General features: G+C 63.4%; 24 protein-coding genes and 1 tRNA gene. 18 read left to right on the forward strand and 7 right to left on the reverse strand.

Annotation, left to right across the window (positions count from 1 at the left end; genetic code table 11):
• Window positions 1–52: 52 nt before the first annotated feature.
• The gene (gene rpmA / locus ETC27_RS15460; RefSeq protein WP_136255874.1) at window positions 53–310 is read right to left on the reverse strand and encodes a 50S ribosomal protein L27; all 258 of its coding nucleotides are present in this window, start codon (window positions 308–310) and stop codon (window positions 53–55) included.
• 34 nt (window positions 311–344) lie between these two features.
• Window positions 345–656: a 50S ribosomal protein L21 gene (gene rplU, locus ETC27_RS15465; RefSeq protein WP_092527040.1), complete on the reverse strand. Its 312-nt coding sequence runs from the start codon at window positions 654–656 to the stop codon at window positions 345–347.
• Window positions 657–920: 264 nt separating this feature from the next.
• Between rplU and ispB the strand changes: the two genes are divergently transcribed.
• Window positions 921–1,895: an octaprenyl diphosphate synthase gene (gene ispB, locus ETC27_RS15470; protein WP_136255875.1), complete on the forward strand. Its 975-nt coding sequence runs from the start codon at window positions 921–923 to the stop codon at window positions 1,893–1,895.
• Window positions 1,896–1,998: 103 nt separating this feature from the next.
• Window positions 1,999–2,075: transfer RNA gene (locus ETC27_RS15475), tRNA-Pro, on the forward strand.
• A gap of 181 nt (window positions 2,076–2,256) precedes the next feature.
• Here the strand turns inward: ETC27_RS15475 and ETC27_RS15480 are convergent.
• A complete protein-coding gene (locus ETC27_RS15480) occupies window positions 2,257–3,414 on the reverse strand; it encodes a putative sulfate/molybdate transporter (RefSeq protein ID WP_136255876.1) in 1,158 nt (385 codons plus the stop codon).
• Window positions 3,415–3,817: 403 nt separating this feature from the next.
• On the opposite strand from ETC27_RS15480, the gene ETC27_RS15485 reads away from it, so the two are divergent.
• From ETC27_RS15485 to ETC27_RS15505, 5 genes are all read left to right on the forward strand, one after another.
• On the forward strand, window positions 3,818–4,846 hold the full coding sequence (locus tag ETC27_RS15485) for a TRAP transporter substrate-binding protein (RefSeq protein ID WP_136255877.1): 1,029 nt from the start codon (window positions 3,818–3,820) through the stop codon (window positions 4,844–4,846).
• Entirely contained in the window at window positions 4,843–5,403 is a 561-nt protein-coding gene (locus ETC27_RS15490; protein WP_136255878.1) for a TRAP transporter small permease, read from the forward strand. The genes ETC27_RS15485 and ETC27_RS15490 overlap by 4 nt, the downstream gene beginning before the upstream one ends.
• Window positions 5,404–6,708, forward strand: coding sequence for a TRAP transporter large permease (locus ETC27_RS15495; protein WP_136255879.1), 1,305 nt, complete (start codon window positions 5,404–5,406; stop codon window positions 6,706–6,708). It abuts the gene before it with no gap.
• Between the two features lie 258 nt (window positions 6,709–6,966).
• Entirely contained in the window at window positions 6,967–8,157 is a 1,191-nt protein-coding gene (locus ETC27_RS15500; RefSeq protein WP_136255880.1) for a zinc-binding dehydrogenase, read from the forward strand.
• On the forward strand, window positions 8,154–9,188 hold the full coding sequence (locus ETC27_RS15505) for a proline racemase family protein (protein WP_136255881.1): 1,035 nt from the start codon (window positions 8,154–8,156) through the stop codon (window positions 9,186–9,188). Before ETC27_RS15500 ends, ETC27_RS15505 begins: the two co-directional genes overlap by 4 nt.
• A 61-nt stretch (window positions 9,189–9,249) precedes the next feature.
• Here the strand turns inward: ETC27_RS15505 and ETC27_RS15510 are convergent, their stop codons facing one another.
• Window positions 9,250–10,701 carry a sigma-54 interaction domain-containing protein gene (locus tag ETC27_RS15510; RefSeq protein WP_136255882.1) on the reverse strand — a complete coding sequence of 484 codons (1,452 nt, stop codon included), beginning with the start codon at window positions 10,699–10,701 and terminating at the stop codon, window positions 9,250–9,252.
• A 249-nt stretch (window positions 10,702–10,950) separates the two neighbouring features.
• Here ETC27_RS15510 and speB point away from each other — a divergent pair, with 249 nt between their 5' ends.
• Genes speB through ETC27_RS15540 form a run of 6 tightly spaced genes read left to right on the forward strand, consistent with a single transcriptional unit; the run spans window position 10,951 to window position 18,549 of the window.
• Window positions 10,951–11,901 (forward strand): agmatinase, encoded by a 951-nt coding sequence (gene speB, locus ETC27_RS15515; RefSeq protein ID WP_136255883.1) that lies wholly within the window; start codon window positions 10,951–10,953, stop codon window positions 11,899–11,901.
• 60 nt (window positions 11,902–11,961) lie between these two features.
• A complete protein-coding gene (locus tag ETC27_RS15520) occupies window positions 11,962–13,347 on the forward strand; it encodes a YjiH family protein (RefSeq protein ID WP_136255884.1) in 1,386 nt (461 codons plus the stop codon).
• A gap of 11 nt (window positions 13,348–13,358) precedes the next feature.
• Window positions 13,359–14,954, forward strand: a complete 1,596-nt coding sequence (locus ETC27_RS15525) for a 5-guanidino-2-oxopentanoate decarboxylase (protein ID WP_136255953.1) — start codon at window positions 13,359–13,361, stop codon at window positions 14,952–14,954.
• A 57-nt stretch (window positions 14,955–15,011) separates the two neighbouring features.
• Window positions 15,012–16,328, forward strand: a complete 1,317-nt coding sequence (locus ETC27_RS15530) for a purine-cytosine permease family protein (protein WP_136255885.1) — start codon at window positions 15,012–15,014, stop codon at window positions 16,326–16,328.
• Window positions 16,325–17,077, forward strand: coding sequence for an MBL fold metallo-hydrolase (locus tag ETC27_RS15535; RefSeq protein ID WP_136255886.1), 753 nt, complete (start codon window positions 16,325–16,327; stop codon window positions 17,075–17,077). Before ETC27_RS15530 ends, ETC27_RS15535 begins: the two co-directional genes overlap by 4 nt.
• A gap of 26 nt (window positions 17,078–17,103) precedes the next feature.
• Window positions 17,104–18,549: an aldehyde dehydrogenase family protein gene (locus tag ETC27_RS15540; RefSeq protein ID WP_136255887.1), complete on the forward strand. Its 1,446-nt coding sequence runs from the start codon at window positions 17,104–17,106 to the stop codon at window positions 18,547–18,549.
• A gap of 137 nt (window positions 18,550–18,686) precedes the next feature.
• Here ETC27_RS15540 and ETC27_RS15545 read toward each other — a convergent pair whose 3' ends face one another.
• Complete coding sequence (locus tag ETC27_RS15545) at window positions 18,687–19,025, reverse strand: hypothetical protein (protein WP_136255888.1); 339 nt, start codon at window positions 19,023–19,025, stop codon at window positions 18,687–18,689.
• A 280-nt stretch (window positions 19,026–19,305) separates the two neighbouring features.
• Between ETC27_RS15545 and ETC27_RS15550 the strand changes: the two genes are divergently transcribed.
• The 4 genes from ETC27_RS15550 to ETC27_RS15565 all read left to right on the forward strand — a co-directional run bounded on the left by ETC27_RS15550 (window position 19,306) and on the right by ETC27_RS15565 (window position 22,250).
• Complete coding sequence (locus tag ETC27_RS15550) at window positions 19,306–19,731, forward strand: hypothetical protein (protein WP_136255889.1); 426 nt, start codon at window positions 19,306–19,308, stop codon at window positions 19,729–19,731.
• Window positions 19,732–19,983: 252 nt separating this feature from the next.
• Window positions 19,984–20,670, forward strand: coding sequence for a type 1 glutamine amidotransferase domain-containing protein (locus ETC27_RS15555; protein WP_136255890.1), 687 nt, complete (start codon window positions 19,984–19,986; stop codon window positions 20,668–20,670).
• Window positions 20,671–20,799: 129 nt separating this feature from the next.
• Complete coding sequence (dkgB, locus tag ETC27_RS15560; protein WP_136255891.1) at window positions 20,800–21,612, forward strand: 2,5-didehydrogluconate reductase DkgB; 813 nt, start codon at window positions 20,800–20,802, stop codon at window positions 21,610–21,612.
• Window positions 21,613–21,836: 224 nt separating this feature from the next.
• Window positions 21,837–22,250 carry a VOC family protein gene (locus tag ETC27_RS15565; RefSeq protein ID WP_136255892.1) on the forward strand — a complete coding sequence of 138 codons (414 nt, stop codon included), beginning with the start codon at window positions 21,837–21,839 and terminating at the stop codon, window positions 22,248–22,250.
• Window positions 22,251–22,285: 35 nt separating this feature from the next.
• Here the strand turns inward: ETC27_RS15565 and ETC27_RS15570 are convergent, their stop codons facing one another.
• Together ETC27_RS15570 and ETC27_RS15575 are read right to left on the reverse strand one after the other, a co-directional pair.
• Window positions 22,286–22,501, reverse strand: a complete 216-nt coding sequence (locus tag ETC27_RS15570; protein WP_136255893.1) for a hypothetical protein — start codon at window positions 22,499–22,501, stop codon at window positions 22,286–22,288.
• Window positions 22,502–22,632: 131 nt separating this feature from the next.
• Window positions 22,633–23,193 (reverse strand): YceB family lipoprotein, encoded by a 561-nt coding sequence (locus ETC27_RS15575; protein ID WP_136255894.1) that lies wholly within the window; start codon window positions 23,191–23,193, stop codon window positions 22,633–22,635.
• 261 nt (window positions 23,194–23,454) lie between these two features.
• On the opposite strand from ETC27_RS15575, the gene ETC27_RS15580 reads away from it, so the two are divergent.
• A complete protein-coding gene (locus ETC27_RS15580; protein ID WP_136255895.1) occupies window positions 23,455–24,252 on the forward strand; it encodes a TlpA family protein disulfide reductase in 798 nt (265 codons plus the stop codon).
• Window positions 24,253–24,289: the final 37 nt, after the last annotated feature.

Consider the following 24,289-nt stretch of genomic DNA (forward strand, 5'->3'; position numbering starts at 1 on the left):
ACGAAAAGGCCCCGCCGGGGCGGGGCCTTTTTTACTGCAGGTTCGCGGCGTCTCAGGCAGAGACGACAGTCACGAACTTGCGGTTCTTCGGGCCCTTGGTCTCGAACTTGACCACACCTTCGTCCAGAGCGAACAGGGTGTGATCCTTGCCGATGCCAACGCCAGTGCCGGCGTGGAACTTGGTGCCACGCTGACGCACGATGATGTTGCCCGGTGCAGCGGCCTGGCCGCCGAACAGTTTCACACCAAGACGCTTGGATTCGGAATCGCGACCGTTGCGGGTAGAGCCCGCTGCTTTCTTATGTGCCATTACGAAAACCTCCTGTTAAGGGGGACCGCTGCGCTTAGGCAGAGATACCGGTGATCTTGACTTCAGTGAACCACTGACGGTGGCCCTGACGCTTCATGGAGTGCTTACGGCGACGGAACTTGATGATCGACACCTTATCGCCACGGCCATGAGAAACGACTTCTGCCGCCACTTTGGCACCCTCGACCAGCGGAGCGCCAACCTTGACGTCATCGCCATCGGCGACCATCAGCACTTCGTCAAACTGCAGGCTTTCGCCGGTGGCCACTTCGAGCTTCTCGAGCTTCAGGGTCTGGCCTTCCTGAACGCGGTACTGCTTGCCACCGCTCTTGATAACTGCGTACATAGCGTATGTCTCCAAACACTCATCGGGTTGAGCTCTTCATCGGCCTGCGGCGAGTGGCGCCCCTTTTGGCAACCATCTGACAGGGAGCATGATGAGTCGGGGGCGGGATTATAATCGCCCGGCACGCGCCAAGCAAGTCAAGCCCCCTTCCTCGCGCCGCGCCTCGCTTGACGCCCCAACAGGCGCCCCATAGCATAAGCGCCATCATTCAAGCCGGCAGTGCCCACGAAGGCCGACTCCCACCTATATACAAGCAGCTAGCCCATGCAGCCTACAGCGTCGCCTATTCATGCGGCGGTGGCCGAGGACTTCGCCGCCGTCAACCGCACCATCCTGGCCCAGCTGACCTCCCGGGTCCCGCTCGTCGAAACCATCGGCAACTACATCATCGAAAGCGGCGGCAAGCGGCTGCGCCCGCTGCTGGTGCTGCTGGCCGCCCGCTCACTCGGCTACGAGGGCGACCGCCACATTACCCTGGCGACGCTGATCGAGTTCATGCATACCTCGACGCTGCTCCACGACGACGTGGTCGACGAATCGCACCTGCGCCGCGGCAAGAAAACTGCCAACGATGCCTGGGGCAACGCCCCTTCTGTACTGGTCGGTGACTTCCTCTACTCCCGCTCTTTCCAGATGATGGTCGACGTCGGCTCGATGCGAGTCATGGAAGTACTGTCAGCGGCCACCTGCACCATCGCCGAAGGCGAAGTGCTGCAGTTGACGAATATCGGCAACCCCGACATCGACGAAGCCGCCTACTTCGAGACGATCCAGGGCAAGACCGCCATGCTCTTCGAAGCCGCCAGCCACAGTGGTGCGATTCTCGCCGGCGCAAGCGCCGAGCAGGAAGCCGCGCTGCAGCGCTTCGGCCGCTATCTGGGCCTTGCCTTCCAGCTGGTCGATGATCTGCTCGACTACCAGGGCGACGCCAAGGCAATGGGCAAGAACGTCGGCGACGACCTGGCCGAAGGCAAGCCCACCCTGCCGCTGATCCAGGCCATGGCCAAGGGCTCCCCCGAGCAGGCCAAGCTGATTCGCCAGGCCATCCGCAAGGGCGGCCTTGATCATCTCGATGAGGTGCTGGCCATCGTGCACGACACCGGCGCACTCGAGTACACCCGTGAACGGGCCGTTGCCATGGCAGACAAGGCCTTGGCCGAGCTGGACGCCCTGTCGCCCAGCGTTTACCGAGACACCATGGCCGAGCTGACTCACCTGGCGGTCGACAGGCAGACCTGAGCCAAAACGGACGATAGCTGAAAAAAGCCAATCACAGGCAGGGCTTGCATCCCACCAATGGATCCGTATAATGCGTCTCCGTTGGGTCGCAAGCCCCACGCATCGGAGTATAGCTCAGCTTGGTAGAGCGCTGCCTTCGGGAGGCAGAGGTCGTAGGTTCGAATCCTGCTACTCCGACCAAGAACATCAGTAAAAACGGCCACTTAGCTCATCAGAGCGGTGGCCGTTTTTCGTTGTGCTCGGCTTCAGGTTCCAAACAGGTGACATTCGAGCAGACCCAATGGCGCATCAAATCTGCCAGCGCCTTGGCTGGCAACGCTTCCTCAAGAGGGGATGCAGCCGACAGCTGTGCTCGTAGGGGTTAAGAATCCCGATCCGCCCTCGCCTCATCCCTGCCATATCGCCATCTCACAAGACGCTTGCGAATCACCTCGGCGCATCCGCCTGCCAGCAGACCCCAGAACGGATCAATGACAGCGGTAAAACCTGCCGTTACGACAATCACTGGCCAGCACGATGGCCTGCAGTCAGTGAGCCGCCTAGAGACCGCCAACTGTCCCGCCGTTACCAACAGAAGCGATCCCAGCCCTGCCCCTGGTATGGCAGCAAGAACGGTGAGGCCGACCCCACCCGGTAGCAACGCGAACGCGATCAACGCCACGCCAATCATGAGGGGCGCGCCGCCGCTGCGTGCGCCAAAGCGATAATGAGCCGCCAGGCCACCCGCACCATGACACATGGGCAATGCCCCCAAGGGGGGCAGGAACAGATTCGCAAGACCGCTACTGATCGAGAGTCTTACCGGCGTTACATGAGAGGCCCGGTCGCCGAAATAATCACCCGCGAGCAGGGCAGTGAGCAGAATGGCGTTGGTGAAGGTTAGCGAGAGTTGTGGCAGCACGAAAACCGACATTGCGCGTTCAACCTCGGCAGGCGAGGGCCAGGTCGGCAAGGCAACCAGCCCCGATGGAAGTGCTCCGACATCCAGTCCTGGCACGTCAAGTGCCTGGGCCATTAGGACTGCCACTACCAAGGCGACCAGGGAGGCCGGATAGCGCGGTGATACCAGCAGGCCAGAAAGCAATGCCAGCGTCACCATGGCAATCAAGGGTGCCGATGCCATCAGCTCCAGGCTCATGTGAGCGAGTGCCAGCCCGAGCCCAAGCTGGAGGCCGGCAAGCACCGACTGCGGTACGAGGCGCGCTATTCGGTTGATCCCGCCTGTCGATCCGAGAATCAGAAGGGTCACGCCGATAATGACGCCGCTAGCAGCAAGCCCACCGGGAGAGATCCCTGCGGTAAGCAGAGCGGCTGCTACCGCCTTCATGGGCTGCACCGGCACCGGGAGGCGATAATAGACCGCTGAAGCGATATAAAAGACGGCAAACCCTAGCAAGACCGGAGTCGGAGCCAACCCGACCAGGGCGATCGTGCCAAGCATCATCGGCAAGAGCGTGCCAATATCGCCTAGCGCCCCATTCACCTCTCGCAGGGTGAAAACAAACCTCTCGCCTCTCATCCCAATGCTCACCACATGTTCTTGCCTGCAAGAAAGTCAGAACATCCGGATATGCCGCGCTCGGACCAGATGACCCCGCTTACGGAGTGTGTAGCAGCGCTTTAAACACCGGATGCTCTCTTCAAGGTCCAATAATATAAGCTTTACGCAGACGAGGATGATGTCGAAACCGACATGGTCGGATGTGGCACTCCGCATGTGAAACCAAGGTCTGAAAAGCTCGCTTGCAGCGCAACGATCTGTGCACATCAGGCCTTTACCTTGAGCACGCGTCGTCACCCAGGCGTTGAAATCGCCCGCTTTGCCGCAAACAGGACTCCTCTGGTCGTTGTTGCACCCGTTCTCAAGGGCACTATGTTGGACTCTGACAAGATAGATGATTACAACCAGAAGGGGTTCATCGATGCCGACTTACCTATCACGCCCTAACGTCTTGCCCTCGTCGCTGCGCACCGCGACGCTATCTCTGCTGACGCTCGGCCTCGCCGCTGCATCGCTGCCGGCCTACTCAGCCGGCATGGACTTTTCAAACGAATACAACGCCAACTCGATCCATGCCCAAGGCGATGCCTGGTTCATAGACCGGGTTGAAACGCTGACCGATGGCGACGTCGACATCACCCTGCATACTGGCGCCGCACTGGGATTTCGCTCCGGGGATCACTTCTACGCCGTCACCGACAACGCCGTGCAGATTGCTGACACCCTCTCAGGCAGCCTCGGCGGCATCGACCCCATTTTCCTGCTCTCGTCGCTGCCATTCCTGGCCGACGACGCCGAATCGGCCCACCGCCTCTATGAGATCGCCCGGCCCGAGTACGCCAAGGTGTTCGAGGCCAACGACCAGATCCTGCTCTACGCCTCCCCCTGGCCGGCTAGCGGTATCTGGTCGAAGGAACCCGTCACCAGCATGGAGACGCTCGAAGGCCTCAAGATCCGCAGCTACGACCGCAATGGTACCGCCACGCTGATGAACGCCGGCGCCTCACCGGTGAAGCTCTCCTGGGCCGACGTGGTGCCCCAGCTCGCCACCGGCGGCATCGAAGCGGTCCTCACCTCAGCCGAGGCGGGTGCCAACGGCAACTTCTGGGAGCACCTGAGCGACTTCAATGCCATCCAGTACGCGATGCCGCTCAACATGGTGCACATGAACCGCGATGCCTTTGAGGCACTCAGTGAGGAAGAACAGCAGGCTGTGCTGCAGGCCGCTAAAGAAACCGACGCCCATAACTGGGAAGTCGTGAAGGAGCGCGTCGCAGAGAACTACGTCCAGCTCGAGGAGAACGGTGTCGCGATCCACGACCCGGTGCCGACCGACTTCCAGCAAAACCTCGAGGAGGCCGCACAACCGGTGATCAACGACTGGGTCGAGAGCACCGGCGAGCGCGCCACTCGCATTCTCGAGGAGTTCCACCAAGAGAGTGACCAATGAGTTCACAGCATCGTCGTGACGGCGCTGTTTTCCCAAGCGTCGCCACCCTCCTGGTCGATCTCCTCGGCCGGCTGACCAGCGCCCTTGCGGCGCTGGGTGCCGGTCTGGCGATGCTGCTCGTGATCTACATGCTTGGCCATATTCTGCTCGAAATCGGGCTACGCCTGTTCGGCCGCTCCACCTTCATCCTCGATGAGTACATCGGCTACGCCGTGGCGTCGATGACCTTTCTCGGCATTCCCTACGCCCTGGAGAAGGGCGGCTTGATCCGCGTGGAGCTGGTGTTAAACCGACTGCCCCAGGCATGGCGCTGGCCGCTGGAACTGCTCGCCAGCGTCTCGGCGCTACTGGCCTTCGGCTGGCTGGCCCGCTACTGGACCATCGCCGTAGAACGCAGCTTCCAGCGCGGCATCACCAGCGAAACCCTGGCCGAGACGCCGCTGTGGATCCCGCAGGGCACCGTGCTGATCGGCCTCTACCTGCTGTGCCTGGTGCTGATCACTCGTACCCTTCGCATCCTGGTGCGGCGCAAAACCTTCGACAGCGGAGAAGACTGAATGGAAACCCTATTAGTCGGGGCCGGTGTCATCGGCCTGCTGCTCGTCGTGCTCGCGCTGGGCAGTTGGGTGTTCGCCGGTCTGGTGATCGCGGCCATGCTATCGCTTTGGGGGCTTGGCGACTTCGACGCCAACCGCATCGGCCTGATCCTCTCCAAGATCATGTTCCGCGCCGCCAACAGCTGGGAGCTCTCGGCGATACCGCTGTTCATCCTGATGGGTGAGCTGATTTTCCGCTCCAACATCTCCGAACGGCTTTTCCGCGGCCTGACCCCACTTACGCGACACATGCCTGGTGGCATCCTGCACACCAACGTACTGGGCTGTACGCTGTTTGCCGCCGTCAGTGGCTCGAGCGCCGCCACCACCGCCACCATCGGCAAGATCACCACCCGCGAGCTGGAAGAGCGGCATTACGACCGCAACCTCTCGATCGGCTCGCTGGCCGGTGCCGGTAGCCTGGGGCTTCTGATCCCGCCGTCGATCGTGATGATCGTCTATGGCGTGCAGGCCGAAGTCTCGATCAGCAAGCTGTTCATGGCCGGCGTGCTGCCAGGCCTGCTGATCGCCGTCCTGTATATCGGTTATGTGGCGCTGCGTTGCATGGCCAATCCGCGCCTTGCTCCCAAGGCCGCCGATACCGGCAGCAGCATCTTCCAGGCGCTGCGCGACCTCGCCCCGGTACTGGGGCTGATCGTGATCGTCCTCGGCGCCATCTATACCGGCATCGCCACGCCTTCCGAGGCAGCCGCTGTGGGTTGCGCGGCCACACTGGCGCTGCTGCTGTGGGAGCGTCAGCTCACCTTTACGCTATTCATGGACGCCCTGCGCGGAGCGCTGATCAGCGCGGTGATGGTGTGCAGCCTGCTGGTGGCCGCGGCACTGCTGTCCACCGCCATGGGTTACCTGCACCTGCCTCGAGAACTGGCGGGCTGGATTGCCGAGCAATCCTTCTCGCCGATCGCCCTGCTGCTGGCCCTGGCCGTGTTCTACGTGCTGCTGGGGCTGTTTCTGGATGGCATCTCGATCACCGTGATGAGCCTGCCCATCACCCTGCCGATTATCATTCAGGCCGGCTACGACCCGCTGTGGTTCGGTGTCTTCCTGGTGATCATGGTGGAGCTGGGGCAGATCACCCCGCCGGTGGGCTTCAACCTCTTCGTGCTGCAGAGCCTGACCGGCGAGAGCATCGGACGTGTGGCCCTTGCCGCCGCCCCCTTCTTCGTCCTGATGTGCGTGGCGGCATTGATCATCAGCGTATGGCCGAGCATCGCGCTATGGCTACCCACGGTGCTTTCAGGGTAATACGCCACGAACGGCCACATCGCCTCCACATCGGCACATGAGCGTCGCCCCCTTTTGGGGGCGATGGCTTTTCTGGCCTCAGAGATCCGCTGCCGACAGGCCTGTTCGAAGCGCTCGCGCACCGCCCCCCCACATGCGACGTCACCTCAGGAAAAACCGCCAATCATGCGGGGACAAATCAGGAAAAACCGCTGATGGTGCGCGTTGGAGACTTTGCTATCGTCAAGCTTGAATCCACTCGACACGAGGAGCTAGCCGATGAGCACTGAACCCCTGTCCAAGGAGATCCCCTCCACCATGGCGGCCATGCTGCTGGCCGGCCATGGCGACATCGACCAGCTCGTCTACCACGAGGACGTGCCGGTGCCCCGACCGGGGCATGGCGAGGTGCTGGTGCGCGTCACCGCGACGGCCAAGAACAACACCGATCGCAAGGCGCGTGAGGGGCTCTACCCGACCAAGGACAAGGGCGAGGTGACCTCCTTTGCCATGGGCGGCTCGCCGACCCTTAACTTCCCGCGCATCCAGGGCGCCGATGTGGTCGGCCATGTGGTGGCGGTCGGCGACGGCGTGGCCAGCCTTCGGATCGGCGAACGCGGCCTTCTCGATTTCAACCTCTACCCCGATGCCCGGCCTGACCTGAACCTGGTGCCGGACTACTACGGCCACGGCGCCGACGGCGGCTTCGCCGAGTACATCGCGGTACCCTCGGATCAGTTCCATGCGGTCAGCAACCCGGGGCTTCACGACGCCGAGCTTGCCTCCATGGGCATGTGCTCCTACCAGACCGCTTACCACATGATGACCTCGGCCAAGGTCTCGGCCGGCGAGCGGGTGCTGGTCACCGGCGCCAGCGGTGGCGTGGGCACGGCGCTGATCCAGCTGTGCCGGGTTGTCGGCGCTATCCCCTACGCGCTTAGCCAGCCGGACAAGGCCGATGCCCTGCTCGCGCTGGGCGCCGAGGCGGTGCTGGATCGCGGCGACATGACCGATTTCACCGAGCAGGTGAAGGCCTTGACCGGCGGCGCGCCCATCGATGCGGTGATGGACCTGGTCGGCGGCGAGATGACTGATCGTTTCATCGACGCCATGATCTTCGACATGCGCCATCGCAGCACTTACCCGCGTCTCTCCATCGCCGGGGCCAGCGGCGGCAACCTGAGCGAGATCATGTGGACGCGCATCTACCTCTATCAGGTGCAGATCTTCGGCGTGTCCCACGGCACTCGCGAGGAAGCCGAGCAGCTCATCGAGTGGATCCGCGGCGGTCAGTTGAAGCCGGTACTGCACGCGGCTTTCAGGCTCTCCGCGTTGCACGACGCCGAGCGTTACTTCGTCAATCGTGGCAGCCATTACCTGGGCAAGATCGTGATCGTGCCCGATGCTCAGTGGCCTGAACACGGCGCTCCCTTCGCCCTGAAAGACGCCCCGCAGGAGAACGCCTCATGAGCCAACCGCTGAGTTTCCAGTTGATCGACACCCATGCCGGGGGCGACGTCAGCCGTATCGTCATCGGTGGCATCGCGCCGCTACCCGGCGCCAGCGTGCGCGAGCAAATGCACTATCTCCGCGATGATGCCGACGGTCTGCGCCGACTACTGCTCGAGGAACCCTACGGGATTCCGGAAATGTCGGTGGATTTGATCGTGCCGGCCACCGATCCGGCAGCCGCGGCGGGCTACATCATCATGGAAGTGATGGGCTACCCCATCTATTCCGGCTCCAATACCCTATGCACCGCCACGGCGGTACTGGAAAGCGGCATCGTGCCCAAGCGGGAGGGGCGCCAGCACTTCGCCCTCGAGTCGCCGGCCGGGCTGGTGCAGATCGAGGCGCGGGTCGAGAACGGCGTAGTCGAGGCCATCACCTGCGAGGGGCTACCCAGCTATATCGATACCTACCGGGCCCGCATTCAGGTACCCGGCATCGGCGAGGTGACCTACTCGATCGCCTACTCGGGGGGCTTTTATGCGCTAATAGATGCCGGCGCGCTCGGCTTCTCGCTGGTCCGCGAGGAGGAGCGGGCACTGGCTGACTGTGCCCACAAGATCGTCGAGGCCATTAAAGCCGAACGCGGCTTCTCCCACTACAGCCTTGGCGACGTGGGCCCCCTGCCCTTCCTGCACTTCATGGGCCCGGTCGAGCAGGTCGCAGAAGACTTCTATCGCTCGCGCTCGACCACCTACGTACACCCGGGCGTGATCTGTCGCAGTACCACCGGCACCGGCACCTCGGCGCGCCTGGCACTGATGCACCACGAGGGGAGCATCCAGCCCGGTGACAAGTTGGAAACGGTATCGCTGCGCGAGACAGGCTTCATCGGTGAGTTCACCGGCACGCACCTGGAAGGTGATCAAGCGGTGGTCGAGAACACCATCACCGGCAAGAGCTACGTGCTCGCCCGCTCGGAAATCGTCGTCAACTGCGACGACCCGATGGTGGAGTGCCAAGGGCTGCGCCATATTCTGACGCAGGGCTAGCAAGCAACAGGAAAGGAAAGAGAAAAGAGGAAAGAGGAAAGAGAGAAGCGCCAGGCGATGCTTATGATGCCGGCTGGATACGCAGCCCATGGCGCTGCATCTTGCGCACGACGCTTGGCTGGCTGATCCCCAGCCGCTCGGCAATGGCATAGCTGCTGGCAAGCTCACTACATAGCGCGGCCAATATCTCGCGCTCGGTGCGCGCCAGAGCGTCCTTGAGCCCTTCGCCCTCAGCCAATTGCCGCCCGGCATCCCCCTCGACAGTAGCCTTAAGCGCCCGGGGCTCACGCCTATGTGGCTCACTGAGGCCCGACAGCACATCCGCCTCGGGCGTCGAGATCACGCCTCCAGGCGCTGACAACCAAGCGCGCTCCAGCCAGTTTTCCAGTTCGCGCACATTGCCCGGCCAGTCACGGCCCATCAGCTCCTGCCACACACCACTATCCAGAATCTTGTCACCGCCGTAGCGATGATTGAGCTGCTTGAGCTGTCGCTCGACCAACCCCGGAATATCCTCACGGCGCTCCCGCAGCGGTGGCAGAGTCACGGGGATCACGTTCAGCCGGTAGTAAAGATCGAGCCGGAAGCGGCCCTCCTCCACCGCCTCGGCCAGGTTCTGGTTGGTGGCCACCACCAGCCGGAAGTCGACCCGACGTGGCGTGGTGTCGCCCAGCCGCATCAGGCTGCCGTCTTGAATGACCTTGAGCAGCTTGGTCTGCATGGCAAGCGGTAACTCGCCGATCTCATCGAGGAAGAGGGTGCCACCGGCCGCCTGCTCCAAGAGCCCCGCCTTGCCCTTGGGGTTGCTGCCGCTGAAGGCCCCCGGCTGATAGCCAAACATCTCCGACTCGAACAGGCTCTCGGGAATGGCGCCGCAGTTGACGTCGATGAAGGGGCCCTCTCCCCGGGCGCTCCAGCGATGCAGCTGGCGCGCGAAGGCCGTCTTGCCCACGCCGGACTCCCCCAGCATCAGCACATTGGCATCGCTTGGCGCCACGCGCTTAAGCAGCAAGGCGATCTCCTGCATCACCCCGCTGCGCACCTCAAGCACACCTTTGAGACTCGAAAGCCCCGGGTCCAGCTCGCCAGTGGCGGCTCCCTCGCCGAGGCTACGCTTGAGGTGGTCACTGAAGCGCTGCTGCAGCAAGGCGTACTCCTCCTGCAGCAGCTGCAGGTCGGTCAAGTCCATCGAGCGGCTGACCACACAGGCCAGTTGCCCTTCGCTGAACACCGGATGCGCCTGGGCGATGACCCGCCGGCCGGTGCCCGTATGCTGCAAGAGCTGCGCCGGCTTGCCGGTGCGCAGTACCTCGAGACTGACCGAGGGCTTGAGGACCCCCTGCTCGACCAGCGTGCGAACATTGCTGCCGATAAGCGTCTCGCAGGACATGCCATAGACGGCGGCAGCGCCGGGGCTTACGTCTCTCACCCGACCGCTGGCATCGACCAGGAAAAAGTGATCATGCGCGGTGTCGATGATGGTCCTGAGAATAGCGTTGTCCAGCTCGCTCATGAGATGCCACCCGATACATTTTTGAATCAATGATACGAGAGTGCATCATCAAGTGCCTGTCAGGCAATGCACTTTTGCATCACCTCTGACGAAACGCCTTACTATTCAATCAACTAAAAGTTGGCATAATTCCTGCTTGATAAACACCAACAAGGCATTCTCTGTGCACGTCTGACCTCTCAGCACACCTGGCAACGACGCCTGCCGAGGGATGCCTTGAAGACCGACACCAAGAACAAGGAGCAGGACATGAGCGACTTCAATCAACCGCTGGGTGGCAACGACATGCCGCGTTTCGGTGGGCCGGCGACCATGATGCGCCTGCCGGCACAGCAATCGGCCGCGGGTCTCGACGCTGCCTTCATCGGCATTCCGCTGGACATCGGCACCTCGAATCGCCCCGGGGCCCGCATGGGGCCGCGCCAGATTCGCGATGAGTCCCGCATGCTGCGTCCCTACAACATGGCGACCCGCGCCGCGCCCTTCGACAGCCTGCAAGTGGCCGATATCGGTGACGTGCCGATCAACACCTTCCACCTGCCCAAGAGCATCGACATCATCAGCGACTTCTACGATGAGGTCCTGTCACATGGCTGTGTACCGCTCTCGCTGGGGGGCGATCACACCGCGACGCTGCCGGTACTGCGTGCCATCGCCAAGAAGCACGGTCCGGTGGGCCTGATTCATATCGATGCCCATGCCGACGTCAACGATCACATGTTCGGCGAGCCGATCGCCCATGGCACGCCGATGCGGCGCGCCCAGGAAGAAGGCCTGCTCGACAGCCGCCGCGTCGTCCAGATCGGCCTGCGTGGCACCGGCTATTCGGCCGAGGACTTCGACTGGTGTCGCGACCAGGGCTTCCGCGTGGTCACCGCCGAGCAGTGCTGGCACAAGTCGCTCGAGCCGCTGATGGCCGAGGTGCGTGAACAGATGGGCGATGGCCCGGTGTACATCACCTTCGATATCGACGGCCTCGATCCGGCCTTCGCGCCGGGCACCGGCACCGTAGAGGCTGGCGGCCTGACCATGCCGCAGGGCATGGAGATCGTCCGTGGTGCCCAGGGCCTCAATGTGGTCGGCGGCGATCTTATGGAAGTCGCGCCTCCTTATGACCCCAGCGGCAACACCGCGCTGATGGGCGCCACCCTGCTCTACGAGATGCTCTGCATCCTGCCCGGCGTCAAGCACCGGGACTGAGCGTCAAGCGCTACGCACTGCCCAAGCAATACCCATTACAACTCCAACAGGTCATACTTCATGTCTTCCGCACTCGACTCAAGCGACGAGATCGCTACCCACCCGGAGCCTCTGAACCGCCGGGCTCTGCTGAAATTCCTGATTCCCTCTCTGATCGGGGTCAGTCTGTTCCTGGTGCCCTTCTCCGTCGATGACAGCATCAATATCGGCATGGGCCTGATGGCCGACGGCCTCAAGGCGGCCCTGGGTGATGCCCTGCCCGCCATCGCCGTGGTCGTGCTGTGCCTGTCGGTGCTGCTGACCGCCGTGGTCAAGCTCGCCAAGCCGGCCTGGGGCCGTCAGGGCAGCGCCAAGGAACTCTTCGATGTCGCCCCGCTGTGGTTCGCCATGCGCGGCCTCGGGGCGCTGTTCGCGCTGATGACCTATTTCCAGGTCGGGCCTTCGTTCATCACCGCCGCCTTCACCGGTGGCGTGATGCTCAACGACCTGGCCCCCGTGCTGCTGACCTTCTTCTTCTTCGCGGCCATTCTGCTGCCGCTTTTGGTCGATTTCGGCTTCATGGAGTTCATCGGCAGTCTGGTGCGCAAGCCGTTTCGGGTCATCTTCGGCCTGCCCGGGCGCAGCGCCATCGATGCCACCGCCTCCTGGATGGGCTCCGGCACCGTCGGCGTGCTGATCACCACCCAGCAGTACGAACAGGGCTACTACAACCAGCGCGAAGCGTCGGCCATCGCCACCAACTTCTCGATCGTCTCGATCGCCTTCGCCTTGCTGGTAACCAGCTTCATCGGCATCAATCACCTGTTCGTGCCCTTCTACCTGACCGTGGTGGTCTCGGGCCTGATCGCCGCGGTGATCGTGCCGCGTCTGCCGCCACTGTCACGCAAGTCGAACACCTATCATGAGCCGGTCGGCTGCCAGATCGCCGAGGAAACCACCGGCGGCATGGGCCTTCTGCGCTACAGTCTGAGTATCGCCGTGGCCCGTGCCGAGACGGCGCCCGGTCCTCGTGCCCTGGCGCGCGTCGCCCTCTTCAACGTCGCCGATATCTTCCTCGGCCTGCTGCCACTGGTGATCGCCATCGGCACCGTGGCGCTGGTGCTCGCCGAGTTCACGCCGCTGTTCACCTGGCTCTCCTATCCGATGGTGCCGGTGCTTGAGTGGCTGCAGATTCCCGAGGCCGCCGCCGCCGCCCCGGCGACGCTGGTGGGCTTTGCCGACATGTTCCTGCCGGCGGTACTGGCCAAGGACATCGACAGCGAGCTGACGCGTTTCGTGATCGCCTGCCTGTCGCTGACTCAGCTGATCTACATGTCGGAAATCGGTGCCCTGCTGCTCAAGTCGAAGATCCCGCTGAAGCTCTGGGAGCTGGTAGTCATCTTCCTGCTGCGCACCGCCATCACCCTGCCGATCATCGCCCTGATCGCCCACGTCTTCGTCTTTTGAGGAGTTCAATGATGACCTGTGCCGAACTTCTTATCGCCCTGCTGCGCGACCGTCATGGCGCCGATACCGTCTTCGGTATCCCCGGTGTGCATACCGTGGAGCTCTACCGGGGCCTCGCTGACAGTGGCCTGCGTCACGTCACTCCCCGTCACGAGCAGGGGGCCGGCTTCATGGCCGACGGCTACGCACGCGCCACCGGCAAGCCCGGCGTCTGCTTCATCATTACCGGCCCCGGGATGACCAACATCGCAACCGCCATGGGTCAGGCGCTGGCGGACTCGGTGCCGATGCTGGTGATCTCGAGCGTCAATCGCCGTGACACCTTGGGTCGCGGCCAGGGACGCCTACACGAGCTGCCGAGCCAGCAACAGCTGCTCTCAGGCGTGTCTCGTTTCAGTCACACCCTGCTCGAGCCGTCGGCCCTGCCGGAGGTGCTGGCCCGGGCCTTCGCGGTCTTTAACAGCATGCGCCCAGGGCCGGTGCACATCGAGATTCCCATCGACCTGTTCGATGCACCGGTGCCAATGCCAACGCAATGGCAGGCACCCGTCATCCATCGCCCGGCACCGGACCCGGCCGGGCTCGCCACTGCCGCTGCCTGGCTGCATGACGCCAAGCGGCCGCTGGTGCTGCTGGGCGGGGGCTGTGTCGCGGCCCCCGCGGCGGCCCGCGCGCTGGTCGAACGCCTGGATGCGCCCACCGTCACCACCATCAACGCCAAGGGCCTGCTGGGACGCCACCATCCGCTGGATCTGGGCGCCAACGCGGCGCTGCCGGCGGTGCGTGAGCTGGCAAGGGAGGCCGATGTGATCCTCGCCATCGGCACCGAACTGGGCGAGACCGACTATGACGTGGTGTTCGACGATGGCTTCCTGCTGACGGGCCGGCTGATCCGGGTCGATCTGGACCCCGAACAACTGGTGCGCAACCAGTCGCTTGCGCTTGGCCTGATCGCCGATGCCGGCGCCACTCTTAACGCCCTGCTGGCCCACTTCCCGGTCGTTCTGCCGCGACAAGGACGCCGCCGCACCGCCGCCGCGCTCGAAGCCCTGGCGCTTGAGCAGGACCCGGCATTCAAGCCCTTCGTGCCGCTCTTCGAGACGCTCGCCGAGGTGGTGCCCGAGGCGATTCTGGTCGGGGATTCCTGCGCCCCGGTCTATGCCGCCAATCACCTGGTCGCCCAGCCCGAGCCACGGCGCTTCTTCAACGCCTCGACCGGCTACGGCACGCTGGGTTACGGCCTGCCCGCCGCGCTCGGCGCTCAGCTAGCACGCCCGGACCTGCCGGTGGTGGCGCTGGTCGGCGATGGCGGGGTGATGTTCACGCTCGCGGAAATCGCCACCGCCGTGGAGGAGCACCTGCCGGTGGTGATCCTCTTATGGCACAACGGCGGCTACGAGGAGATTCGTCGTTACATGGCCGCCAACGGCGTCACCCCCATCGGCGTGAACCTGCATGCCCCTGACTTTCAGGCCCTGGCTGGCGGTTTTGGCTGCCTCGCCACGCGGGCCGAGGATCAGAAAAGCCTGGCCAAGGCGCTATCGCAGCGCCCCGAGAAAGGCCCCTTGCTGATCGAAATCGACGCCCACCGCTGGCCTGCCGGCTGAGGGCCTCGACGAGACGCATCACTGGCATCACGCCATCCCTCAATAAGGAAAACAATAATGAGCCAATCATCTTCCCCCTTTGGTCAGGACACCCTGTCCGCCGATAACGTCGAACGCAGCCTGGGCATACCGGGGACCTTCGCCCTGTGGCTAGGCGCCAACGTGGTGGTCACCACCATCCTGACCGGCATGCTGCTGGTGCCCAACCTGAGCTTCCAGCACGCCATGCTGCTGGTGCTGATCGGCTCCGCAGTCGGCATCATTCCACTGGTGCTGATCGGCCTGATGGGCCAGCAGACCGGCATGACCACCATGGTGCTGGCCCGCGGCACCTTCGGGCGCCTGGGGGCGATGTTCCCCGCCTGGGTCAACCTGCTCGCGCTGATCGCCTGGAGCTGGATCCAGGCATTGCTGGCCGGCATGAGCCTCGATCATGCGGTGTCGACCCTGACCGGCTATTCCAACGTCGCCCTGTTCACGGTGGTGTGTGAGGCGCTGGTGGTGATGATCGCTCTGCGCGGCCACCTGGGCATCGAGAAGGCGGAGAAACTCGCCGCCGTGCTGATGCTGGCGCTGTCCGGGGTCGTGGTGTTTGCCCTGGCCCGCAACTATGACCTGCCCTCGATCAGCGAGCTGGAACCGACCGGCGTCCTGGGCGCCGGCGTCGCCTTCGATATCGTCATCGCCACCGCCTTCTCGTGGATTCCACTGGCTGCCGACTACAATCGCCACTGCCGCTCCCCCAAGGCTGCGGTGCTCGGCACCTGGGTGGGTTATGTCACCGCCACCCTGATCGCCATGGGCCTCGGTGCCACCGTTTCCGCCCTCTCGGTCTCGATCGGCTTCCCGCAGACCTATGACCCCACTCAGCTACTCAGCAGCTTCGGCTTCGGCCTGCCCGCCGCCCTGGTGATCTTCTTCTCGGTGCTGACCACCAACGTGATGTGCGTCTACAGTGCGACCCTGTCCTTCATGAGCGTGCGCACCCGCACGCCATTCTGGAAGCCAGCCCTGATCATCGGTGTCATCTCGGTGCTGGGCTCGCTGATTCCAGGCATCCTCGACCAGTTCCAGACCTTCCTGCTGATCATCGGCAGTGTCTTCATCCCGGCCTTCTCGCTGATGATCGTCGACTACTTCCTGGTCGGTCGCGAGCGCTACACACCCGAGCAACTGATAACGGGCGCCGACAATCTACCGGCGATCAATCCGGTGGCACTCGGCTGTTATGCAATCGGGGCAACCCTTGCCTACTACTGGAACTGGGTCTCGCCGCTGAGCTTCGGCGCCTCGCTGCCGGTGTTCGTGCTGACCGGCGCGCTCTACTACGTCGCCAGCCAGCTGACCAAACGCCAGCAGAAGGCCCGCGCATGAGTTCAGCAACCTCACGCCTCGAGCGTATCGCGCCGGATCAGTGGTATCGCACTCAGCGCCTGAGTGATGGCATCACCCTGATCGACGAGCCGTGGATCAAGCCCTTCTTCCGCTGCAACCTCTGGCATGTACGGGGGCGCGAGCGCGACCTGCTGGTGGACTTCGGGCTTGGCGCCGTGCCTCTGCGCCGGCATGTCGCGCTGCTCGCCGAGCGGGAGGTGGTCGGGGTAGCGAGCCACACTCACTTTGACCACATCGGCGCGGCCAGCGAGTTCGACTGCTGCCACGTGCATGCCGCCGAAGCCGATATCCTCGCCGCCCCGGATAACGTCCGCACCCTGGCCGACGCCTTTCTGGATGACGAGATGTTCGATGCCCTGCCGCCGGCACCCTATGCCCACAGCGGCTACCGCATCCCCGCACCGGCAACGATCACGCGACTCGAGGACGGCGACGTGATCGACCTGGGCGACCGACGCTTCGAGGTGCTTCACACGCCGGGCCACTCGCCCGGCGGCATCGCCCTCTGGGAAGCCACCAGCGCCACCCTGATCTCGGGGGATCTGGTCTATGACGGGCCGCTGATCGAGGACGCCTGGCACAGCAACCTGGACGATTACGCCGCCAGCATGCGTCGCCTGCGCGCCCTGCCGGCCCGCGTCGTTCATGGCGGCCACTTCCCGAGTTTCTCGGGCGAGCGTCTGCACACCATGATCGACGACTGGCTTGCCCATCATCACGACCTATGACATCACGACCTATGACGGAGCGCGTCATGCAACAACTCGACAAGCAGTTCATCAACAATCATTGGGTGGCCAGTCACGGACAACGCCGGCTGGCCGTCATGGACCCCTTCCGCGAAGAGATGATCGCCGAGATCACCGCCGGTGACGCCGCCGATGTCGAGGCCGCCGTCACCGCGGCCCGCCAGGCGCAGCCGGCATGGCAGGCCCTCGGTGGTGATGCGCGCGGCGATTATCTGGACGCCTTTGCCGATGCCCTGATCGCTCGTCGCGACGCGCTGATCCGGGTCTCGTCCACCAATAACGGCAAGGCGCTGATGGAAGCCGGCATTGACCTTGATGATGCCATTGCCTGCTATCGCTACTATGCCGGCCAGGCCCGCGCCCTGGAGGCGCGCCAGGGGCGCCTGGTGGAGCATGCCATGGAGGGCGTCGAGGCTCGCTGCTATGAAGACCCGGCGGGTGTGGTCGGCCTGATCGCGCCCTGGAACTTCCCGCTGGTGACCAGCGCCTGGAAGCTCGCCCCGGCGCTTGCGGCCGGCTGCACCGCGGTATTCAAGCCTTCGGAAGTCACACCGCTGCCCGAGCTGGCCCTTGCAGAGATCGCCCTCGAGATCGGCCTGCCCGCCGGCGTGCTCAACCTGCTGCACGGTGACGGCGACGGCATCGGCGTGCCCCTGACGCAGCATCCCGGCATCGACAAGCTCTCCTTCACCGGCAGCAACGCCGTCGGCGAGAAGGTCATGCAGGCCGCCGCCTATGGCGCCCGCGGCGTCTCCCTGGAGCTCGGCGGCAAGTCGCCGATCCTGGTGCTCGACGATGCCGACGTCGAGCCGGCCGCCGACTGGGTGATGGCCGGCATCTTCTTCAATAGCGGCCAGATCTGCTCGGCCACCTCGCGCCTGATCGTGCATGAGGCGATCAGCGAATCGCTGTATGCCGCGCTTGGCGAACGCATCGATGCACTGACGCTGGGCGACCCGCTGGATGAGGCCAGCGACATGGGGCCGATGACCAGCGCCCGACAGCGCGATGCCGTGCAGTCCTACCTGGCACTGGCCGAGCGCGAGGGGCTTGAGGCCGTGCGTGACGCCCGTCATCGCACCCTGCCGAGCCAGGGCTACTTCGTGGCGCCGACGCTTTATCGCGATGTGCCCGAGGATAGCCGCCTGTGGCGCGAGGAAATCTTCGGCCCGGTGCTGTGCGCCAGGAGTGTGGCAAGCGAAGAAGAGGCGATCGCGCTGGCCAACGACTCGGCGTTTGGTCTGGCCGCCACCGTGATCAGCGGTGATGCCGAGCGGGCCAAGCGTGTCGGCCGCGCCCTGAGAGCCGGCAGCATCTGGTTCAATACCGAGCAACTGGTGCTGCCCGAGACCGGTTGGGGTGGCTTTGGCATCAGCGGCATCGGCCGCGAACTGGGCCCCTGGGGCCTGGCCGGCTATCTCGAGGTCAAGCATATCGTCGGCCCCGCCTGAGCCTCACGGCGATCCGACACCGGGCCGCCGATAGGCTTGCCCAAAAAAAAGAGACCGCCTCGGCGGTCTCTTTTCTTACGTTCAGTTTTACGTTCAGCTTATGTTTCGTATGCGCTAGTCAGCAGGCGCAGGAGCCATCAGGCGGCGCCGGGCACTTCAGCGAAGTGGTTACAGGCATGATGATAAAGGATGCTGGCATAGCCATTGCGGTTGAGAAGCTTGTGGATCTTGGCCGGATCCTGATCGTCGAGGGCGCGGCGCAGCTTGGCCTGCTGCTCTGAATCGATCGCCTCATACCAGTGGAAGGGCGTGCCTTCGGCCAGGGCCTGCTCGGCCTTCTGCATGAGATCTATCTCCACTCGACCGCCCTGTTGATAGAGCAGGTCGTAACCTTCCTGGCGCTCCCCGGCGGGAACATCACAGGGCTTCTCCATCGCTTCCAGGACATTGACGTAGTAATAGCTAAGCGGCTGCATCTCGGCTCCTTCTAAGGAAATTGTTGTCTCGCCAACGAGCGTTTTGCCGTTATTACCGGCCACTCCAATAGAGGAGAGGCGCACTTCGAGTGTATCTCACACGCGGCGATCCGACAGCCATCTGAGCATGTCATATTGCGCTTCGCCCGCTATGTTCTAAAAGCGTCCAGATTGCCATTCTCATCACGACCCTGTAAGGATGCATTGTCCTACCTTCATTTCGCTGACCGGCAGATGTGCCATGACTCGACCCGCTTCGCTCTCACTGACAGAGACCACGATGAGCACTGATGGCCTGCCCGCCTGGGGCAAGGACTGCCTGATCTCGCTTTCGATCGCGGTCTGTCTTGCCCTCCTGACGCTTGGCGCCGGGATCGTTTTCAGCGCACAAGGACTTGGCTGGCTGGCGGTTGGCCCGCTGGTGGTGTCGATTGGCTGGGGCCTGGCCTGGGGATTCGTGCTGGTGCGTCACCTCCACCGATCGCTGACCGGCGCCCTGGGTTTCTGGCTTATTCAGGGGACGCTATGGCACGGCAGCTACCGAGATGGGCCGATGAGTGAGCTCGAGACGGCGCTAATGGTCACCTGGGCACTCGCGCTGATTGGCCTGGCCATCGCCTTGGTGTCGCTCTGGATCCAACAGAGGCTCAGATACCAGGGGAGACGCTCTCAAGGGACGACGACCGCGTTTTCACCCATCACCTGATAGCCCCTCCACCTTCCTCGCAGCACCACACACGCTGGCAAGCGGGTCATCTATACTGCTGGCAGCAGGCCTCGCCGGTCACCTACCAGGCTTCTCCAGAGGCTGGTTCCCGTCAAAGATATTCGCATATCGCATATCTCGTATCAGTATTCATCAGTTCTCGAATACTGCCTACCTCTCTAGGATGGCCATTATTCATTGGGTAACACCCACACCCTTCACGCGCTATTCAAGACATCACCAGGAGCTTCTATGAGCAAACGTATTCTGATGGTACTGACCTCACACGACCAGCTAGGTGACACCGGCAACAAGACCGGCTTCTGGCTCGAAGAGTTGGCGGCGCCCTATTACGCCTGCCTGGATGCCGGCGCCGAGGTGACACTGGCTTCGCCCAAGGGTGGTCTGCCACCGCTCGACCCCGCCAGTGATGCAGAAGATAGCCAGACCGACGCCACCCGCCGCTTCAAGCAGGACGACGCGGCCAATGCGCAGCTCGCCACCACGCATCGTCTGGCAGACATCAAGGCCGACGACTATGACGCCATCTTCTATCCGGGGGGCCACGGCCCGCTATGGGACCTGGTCGACGATGCCGACTCGATCCGCCTGATCGAGACCTTCTGGGCTCAGCAGAAACCCGTCGCGGCGGTCTGTCATGCGCCGATCGTGCTACTCCATGCACGCGACGAGAACGGCGAGCCGCTGGTCAAGGGTCGCGAGGTCACCGGGTTCACCAACGGCGAGGAAGACGCCGTGGGCCAGACCAAGATCGTGCCCCACCTGGTCGAGGATGCGCTGATCGGCTGCGGCGGCGTGTACTCCAAGGCCGACGACTTCACGCCCTACACTCGCCAGGATGGCCGTTTGATCACCGGTCAGAACCCGCCCTCTTCCGAGCCGGTGGCCAAGGTGCTGCTCAAGGCGCTCGGCCTCTGAGGTCGTCATCGACGCCTCTCATCCCGCCCTTGAATCCGGCGGGATGATCCCAAGGTTTATTAGTCAGCTATCGAGCATGGTGAGAGCGACTCGCCAGGCTCGAATCTTGATCACTGTTACGGAGGTTGCATGACTCAGCACACCGCTATTCCCAATCCCGGGCTCGGCACCTTCCGTCTTAAGGGCGATACCCTCAAGAGCGCCGTCAGCAACGCCCTGGAGCAGGGCTATCGCCATATCGATACCGCCCAGATGTATGGCAACGAGGCCGAGGTCGGCCAGGCGATCGCCGATAGCTCGGTGCCGCGGGACGAGATCTTCCTGACCACCAAGGTCTGGCACGACACCCTCAAGCCCGATGATCTCAAGAAGAGCGTCGACGAGAGCCTTGAGAAGCTCGGCACCGATTACGTCGACCTGCTGCTGATCCACTGGCCATCGCCGAACGATGAGGTGCCGATGCGCGATTACCTCACCGCCCTGCGTGAGGTACAGAAGGCCGGCAAGACGCGCCATATCGGCGTCTCCAACTTCACCATGGCGCAGATCGACCAGGCGGTGGATATCCTCGGCGAAGGCGCGCTGCTGACCAATCAGATCGAGGTTCACCCCTTCCTGCAGAACCGCAAGTTGGTGGAGCACTGCAAGCGTCATGACATCGCCATCACCGCCTTCATGCCGCTGGCCGTGGGCAAGGTGATGGAGGATGAGACCCTCAAGCGCATCGCCGCCAACCACGATGCCACCCCGGCGCAGATCACCCTGGCCTGGCTGCAGGCGCTGGATATCGTCACCTTCCCGTCGTCCACCAAGGCCGATCACCTCAAGAGCAACCTTGAGGCGCTCTCGATCACCCTTAGCGACGATGAGCTTGACGAGATTGCCACGCTCGACCGAGGCGAGCGCATCGCCAACCCCGACTTCGCCCCCGACTGGGACTGATCGCGAAGCACGGCAGCGAGAGCGTTCCTATCTGATCCGGCGACGAGATAAGACCGGATAAGGCGATATCAAAAGGGGCGGTGGCCATCAGCCACCGCCCTTTTTTTGCATCTGCCCTACCGCTCGATAGGCCCAACCACTCACACGCATAGCGACAATTCAGCGGCATTGCGCCTCACCGTACGCAACACTCATTCCATAGACATGGCAATCAGGTGGCCACGATGCAGCGACTATCCTTGGACAAGGCAACCCTCAGGGTGCGGGATATCGACGCCCAGGTTCACGTCTTTCGCGAAGTGCTGCCGCTCCTGCTCGCGACGCCGACCGGTGCGGTGTTCGAGCTGGGTACGGATGTTCGTGGGAATACTCAGGTGCTGATGCTGGTGAAGAGCGATAATCCCTCCCCGCCACGCCGCATGGCCCTCGAAGTCCCCAACACCGATTTTGCCCGGCTATGCGAGCGACTGATCGCTCACGGCGCCCACCTTTACCAGAGCCAGGGCAGTAGCGCTCCAGGCTGTGCCTGGCGGGTGCTGAGCTGCCCGCTGCCGGAAGGACATTACCTGCAGATACTGGCCATCGATCCGAGCCGGTGTGCGCCAACAACTATTAGCCCCACCGCCACGGGCGCATGAGCGCTCGCCCTCGGCGAGCTTTCTCAGTTTGGCGATCAGCCACGCTCCGTGCGCTTGCGACGGCGGTTGCGACGATAGGTTCGCGCCAACGCCAGCACAAGCGCCGCCGCCACCATCAGCCCAAGCGTCAGCCCCTGCCAGGGCCGGGCGGCATCCCCCATCACGGTCTCCAGGGTGATGACGGCAGTCAGACCAACGGCCTGGCTGCCGATTGCCAGGGCACGCAGAATGTCGAAGGCAGGCTTGGCCATGAAAACTCCGGATGTGGATAACGGGATGAGTGTGGGCAGATAGGCGGGGCGATGAGACGCCCCCCCCCAAGCATGGGGCCTCATCATACCCAAGATCGCCGCCGACGAGGCAGCAAGGGAAACCAGCCGGATTAGCGCCCCGGTTTCAGCACCAGCTTGCCGGGTTGGATATCCAGGGTCACGGCGCGTGAGGCCAGACGCTCCTTCCAGCCCCAGCCCATGGCATCAGGGTCTAGACGATAGACCGGCACGTTCTCAAGCGTCTGAGCGACCAGGCGCACCACCAGGTCGGTGACCGGTGCGATATCCATCGGCAACCAGGGCGCATCGATACGGCTATCGAGCAGCGACAGCCGGCGCAGGTAGATCGCCCTTTCATCGCTGTCGTAGTAAGGCGTGCCTTCAAGGCTGAGCGCCACATCGGCGGGCAGGTTGGAGGCGAAGGCGTTGACGGCAACGCGGCCGGCCACCGCCAGGCGTATCACATCGCGACCGTCGGGACCGACAGCGAGATCGGTCGACTCAAGCGTCAACGACAACGGCGAACCAGACTTGAGCTGGGACCGATCGAAGCCTTCCACGGCCGCCGTCAACTCCTCTTGCATGGTTGCTTCACTGACCGAGTAGGACAGGCTGGAGCATCCGCTCAGGCCAAGCAGGCAAATCAGGATCAGGGGAACGAGATGGCGCATCGGGCAGACTCCGTGAGATGAGTGGGGCCATCCTGTCCCATTCCAGCCCTGCCGCCAAGAGGCAGGGCTCGCTTGGCGGTCTACCTTCCTCCAATACCGCCCAGCCCGCCGCCAGGCAGGTAACCGGCAGACAGCAAGCGAAGATCATCAGCGTGACAGCCAACGGGCGAGACAGTAGGCTGACCTGCCCGGCCGCTTCGCGGCGCGGGGCTGCTTACCTCGACTGCCTATCGCTTCTCACGATTCCCGGAGCCCGATGACATGGATGCCCTGGCCCTTGGTCCGCTGCTGATCTCACTGCCGCGTCTCTATGCCCTGGCCGCCGCGCTGCTGCTGCTGGTGCTGAGCCTTGCGCTGCTCGGCCTGCCCCGTGGCCACCACGTGCGCTGGTTCAATGGTGTACTGCTCGTCTGGTTGATCGGCGCGCGCCTGGGGTATGTGTTACTGCACCTGGATAGCTTCACCGACGCGCCGCTGGATATCCTCAAATTCTGGCAGCCCGGCTATCAGGGCCTGGCGGGACTCATCGCCGCCAGTGTCTGGACGGCCTGGACGCTACGTGCCCACATGGGGCGCATGTTGGGCGGCCTGGCGCTGCTGCTCGGCTGTTCGGCGCTATGGCTGGCCCTGGTCGGCTGGAATCCGCTGAGCAGCGGCTCCAGCCTGCGTTCGCTGCCCGAGTTGACGCTCGAGAATCTCGACGGCGAGCCGGTGGCACTCGAGACACTCACCGGCCAGCCGGTGCTGATCAACCTATGGGCCACCTGGTGTCCGCCCTGCCTGCGAGAGATGCCACTGCTCGAGAAGGTCGCCAACCGCGACGACATCACTGTCATCGTCGCTAACCAGGGCGAAGAGCTTCTTCAAGTGGTGCGCTATCTGGATGACCAGAACCTCTCATTCGACCAGGCCCTGCTCGACCCGCAGCAGCGTCTAAGCGTGATCGCCGAGTCACCGGGGCTGCCCACCAGCCTCTACTTCGATGCCGACGGCCGGCTGGTCGAGCACCATGTGGGCGAGCTCAGTCGCGCTCAACTCAAGGCCTGGACGAGCCCTTGAACATGCTATCGTCGGTTTGAGCCCCACCACCTACTTA

This window comes from Onishia niordana, assembly GCF_004798965.1.
Classification (GTDB): Bacteria; Pseudomonadota; Gammaproteobacteria; order Pseudomonadales; family Halomonadaceae; genus Onishia; species Onishia niordana.

Coding starts and splice junctions, on each gene's coding strand:
- ETC27_RS15545 (WP_136255888.1), bottom strand. CDS start 19,025: ATGCAGCCGCTTAGCTATTACTACGTCAATGTCCTGGAAGCGATGGAG.
- ETC27_RS15575 (WP_136255894.1), bottom strand. CDS start 23,193: ATGCGCCATCTCGTTCCCCTGATCCTGATTTGCCTGCTTGGCCTGAGC.
- ETC27_RS15510 (WP_136255882.1), bottom strand. CDS start 10,701: ATGAGCGAGCTGGACAACGCTATTCTCAGGACCATCATCGACACCGCG.
- rplU (WP_092527040.1), bottom strand. CDS start 656: ATGTACGCAGTTATCAAGAGCGGTGGCAAGCAGTACCGCGTTCAGGAA.
- ETC27_RS15495 (WP_136255879.1), top strand. CDS start 5,404: ATGGAAACCCTATTAGTCGGGGCCGGTGTCATCGGCCTGCTGCTCGTC.
- ETC27_RS15525 (WP_136255953.1), top strand. CDS start 13,359: ATGACCTGTGCCGAACTTCTTATCGCCCTGCTGCGCGACCGTCATGGC.
- ETC27_RS15505 (WP_136255881.1), top strand. CDS start 8,154: ATGAGCCAACCGCTGAGTTTCCAGTTGATCGACACCCATGCCGGGGGC.
- speB (WP_136255883.1), top strand. CDS start 10,951: ATGAGCGACTTCAATCAACCGCTGGGTGGCAACGACATGCCGCGTTTC.
- rpmA (WP_136255874.1), bottom strand. CDS start 310: ATGGCACATAAGAAAGCAGCGGGCTCTACCCGCAACGGTCGCGATTCC.
- ETC27_RS15485 (WP_136255877.1), top strand. CDS start 3,818: ATGCCGACTTACCTATCACGCCCTAACGTCTTGCCCTCGTCGCTGCGC.
- ETC27_RS15535 (WP_136255886.1), top strand. CDS start 16,325: ATGAGTTCAGCAACCTCACGCCTCGAGCGTATCGCGCCGGATCAGTGG.
- ETC27_RS15550 (WP_136255889.1), top strand. CDS start 19,306: ATGAGCACTGATGGCCTGCCCGCCTGGGGCAAGGACTGCCTGATCTCG.
- ETC27_RS15565 (WP_136255892.1), top strand. CDS start 21,837: ATGCAGCGACTATCCTTGGACAAGGCAACCCTCAGGGTGCGGGATATC.
- ETC27_RS15520 (WP_136255884.1), top strand. CDS start 11,962: ATGTCTTCCGCACTCGACTCAAGCGACGAGATCGCTACCCACCCGGAG.
- ETC27_RS15555 (WP_136255890.1), top strand. CDS start 19,984: ATGAGCAAACGTATTCTGATGGTACTGACCTCACACGACCAGCTAGGT.
- ETC27_RS15480 (WP_136255876.1), bottom strand. CDS start 3,414: ATGAGAGGCGAGAGGTTTGTTTTCACCCTGCGAGAGGTGAATGGGGCG.
- ETC27_RS15500 (WP_136255880.1), top strand. CDS start 6,967: ATGAGCACTGAACCCCTGTCCAAGGAGATCCCCTCCACCATGGCGGCC.
- ETC27_RS15490 (WP_136255878.1), top strand. CDS start 4,843: ATGAGTTCACAGCATCGTCGTGACGGCGCTGTTTTCCCAAGCGTCGCC.
- ETC27_RS15540 (WP_136255887.1), top strand. CDS start 17,104: ATGCAACAACTCGACAAGCAGTTCATCAACAATCATTGGGTGGCCAGT.
- ETC27_RS15580 (WP_136255895.1), top strand. CDS start 23,455: ATGGATGCCCTGGCCCTTGGTCCGCTGCTGATCTCACTGCCGCGTCTC.
- ispB (WP_136255875.1), top strand. CDS start 921: ATGCAGCCTACAGCGTCGCCTATTCATGCGGCGGTGGCCGAGGACTTC.
- dkgB (WP_136255891.1), top strand. CDS start 20,800: ATGACTCAGCACACCGCTATTCCCAATCCCGGGCTCGGCACCTTCCGT.
- ETC27_RS15570 (WP_136255893.1), bottom strand. CDS start 22,501: ATGGCCAAGCCTGCCTTCGACATTCTGCGTGCCCTGGCAATCGGCAGC.
- ETC27_RS15530 (WP_136255885.1), top strand. CDS start 15,012: ATGAGCCAATCATCTTCCCCCTTTGGTCAGGACACCCTGTCCGCCGAT.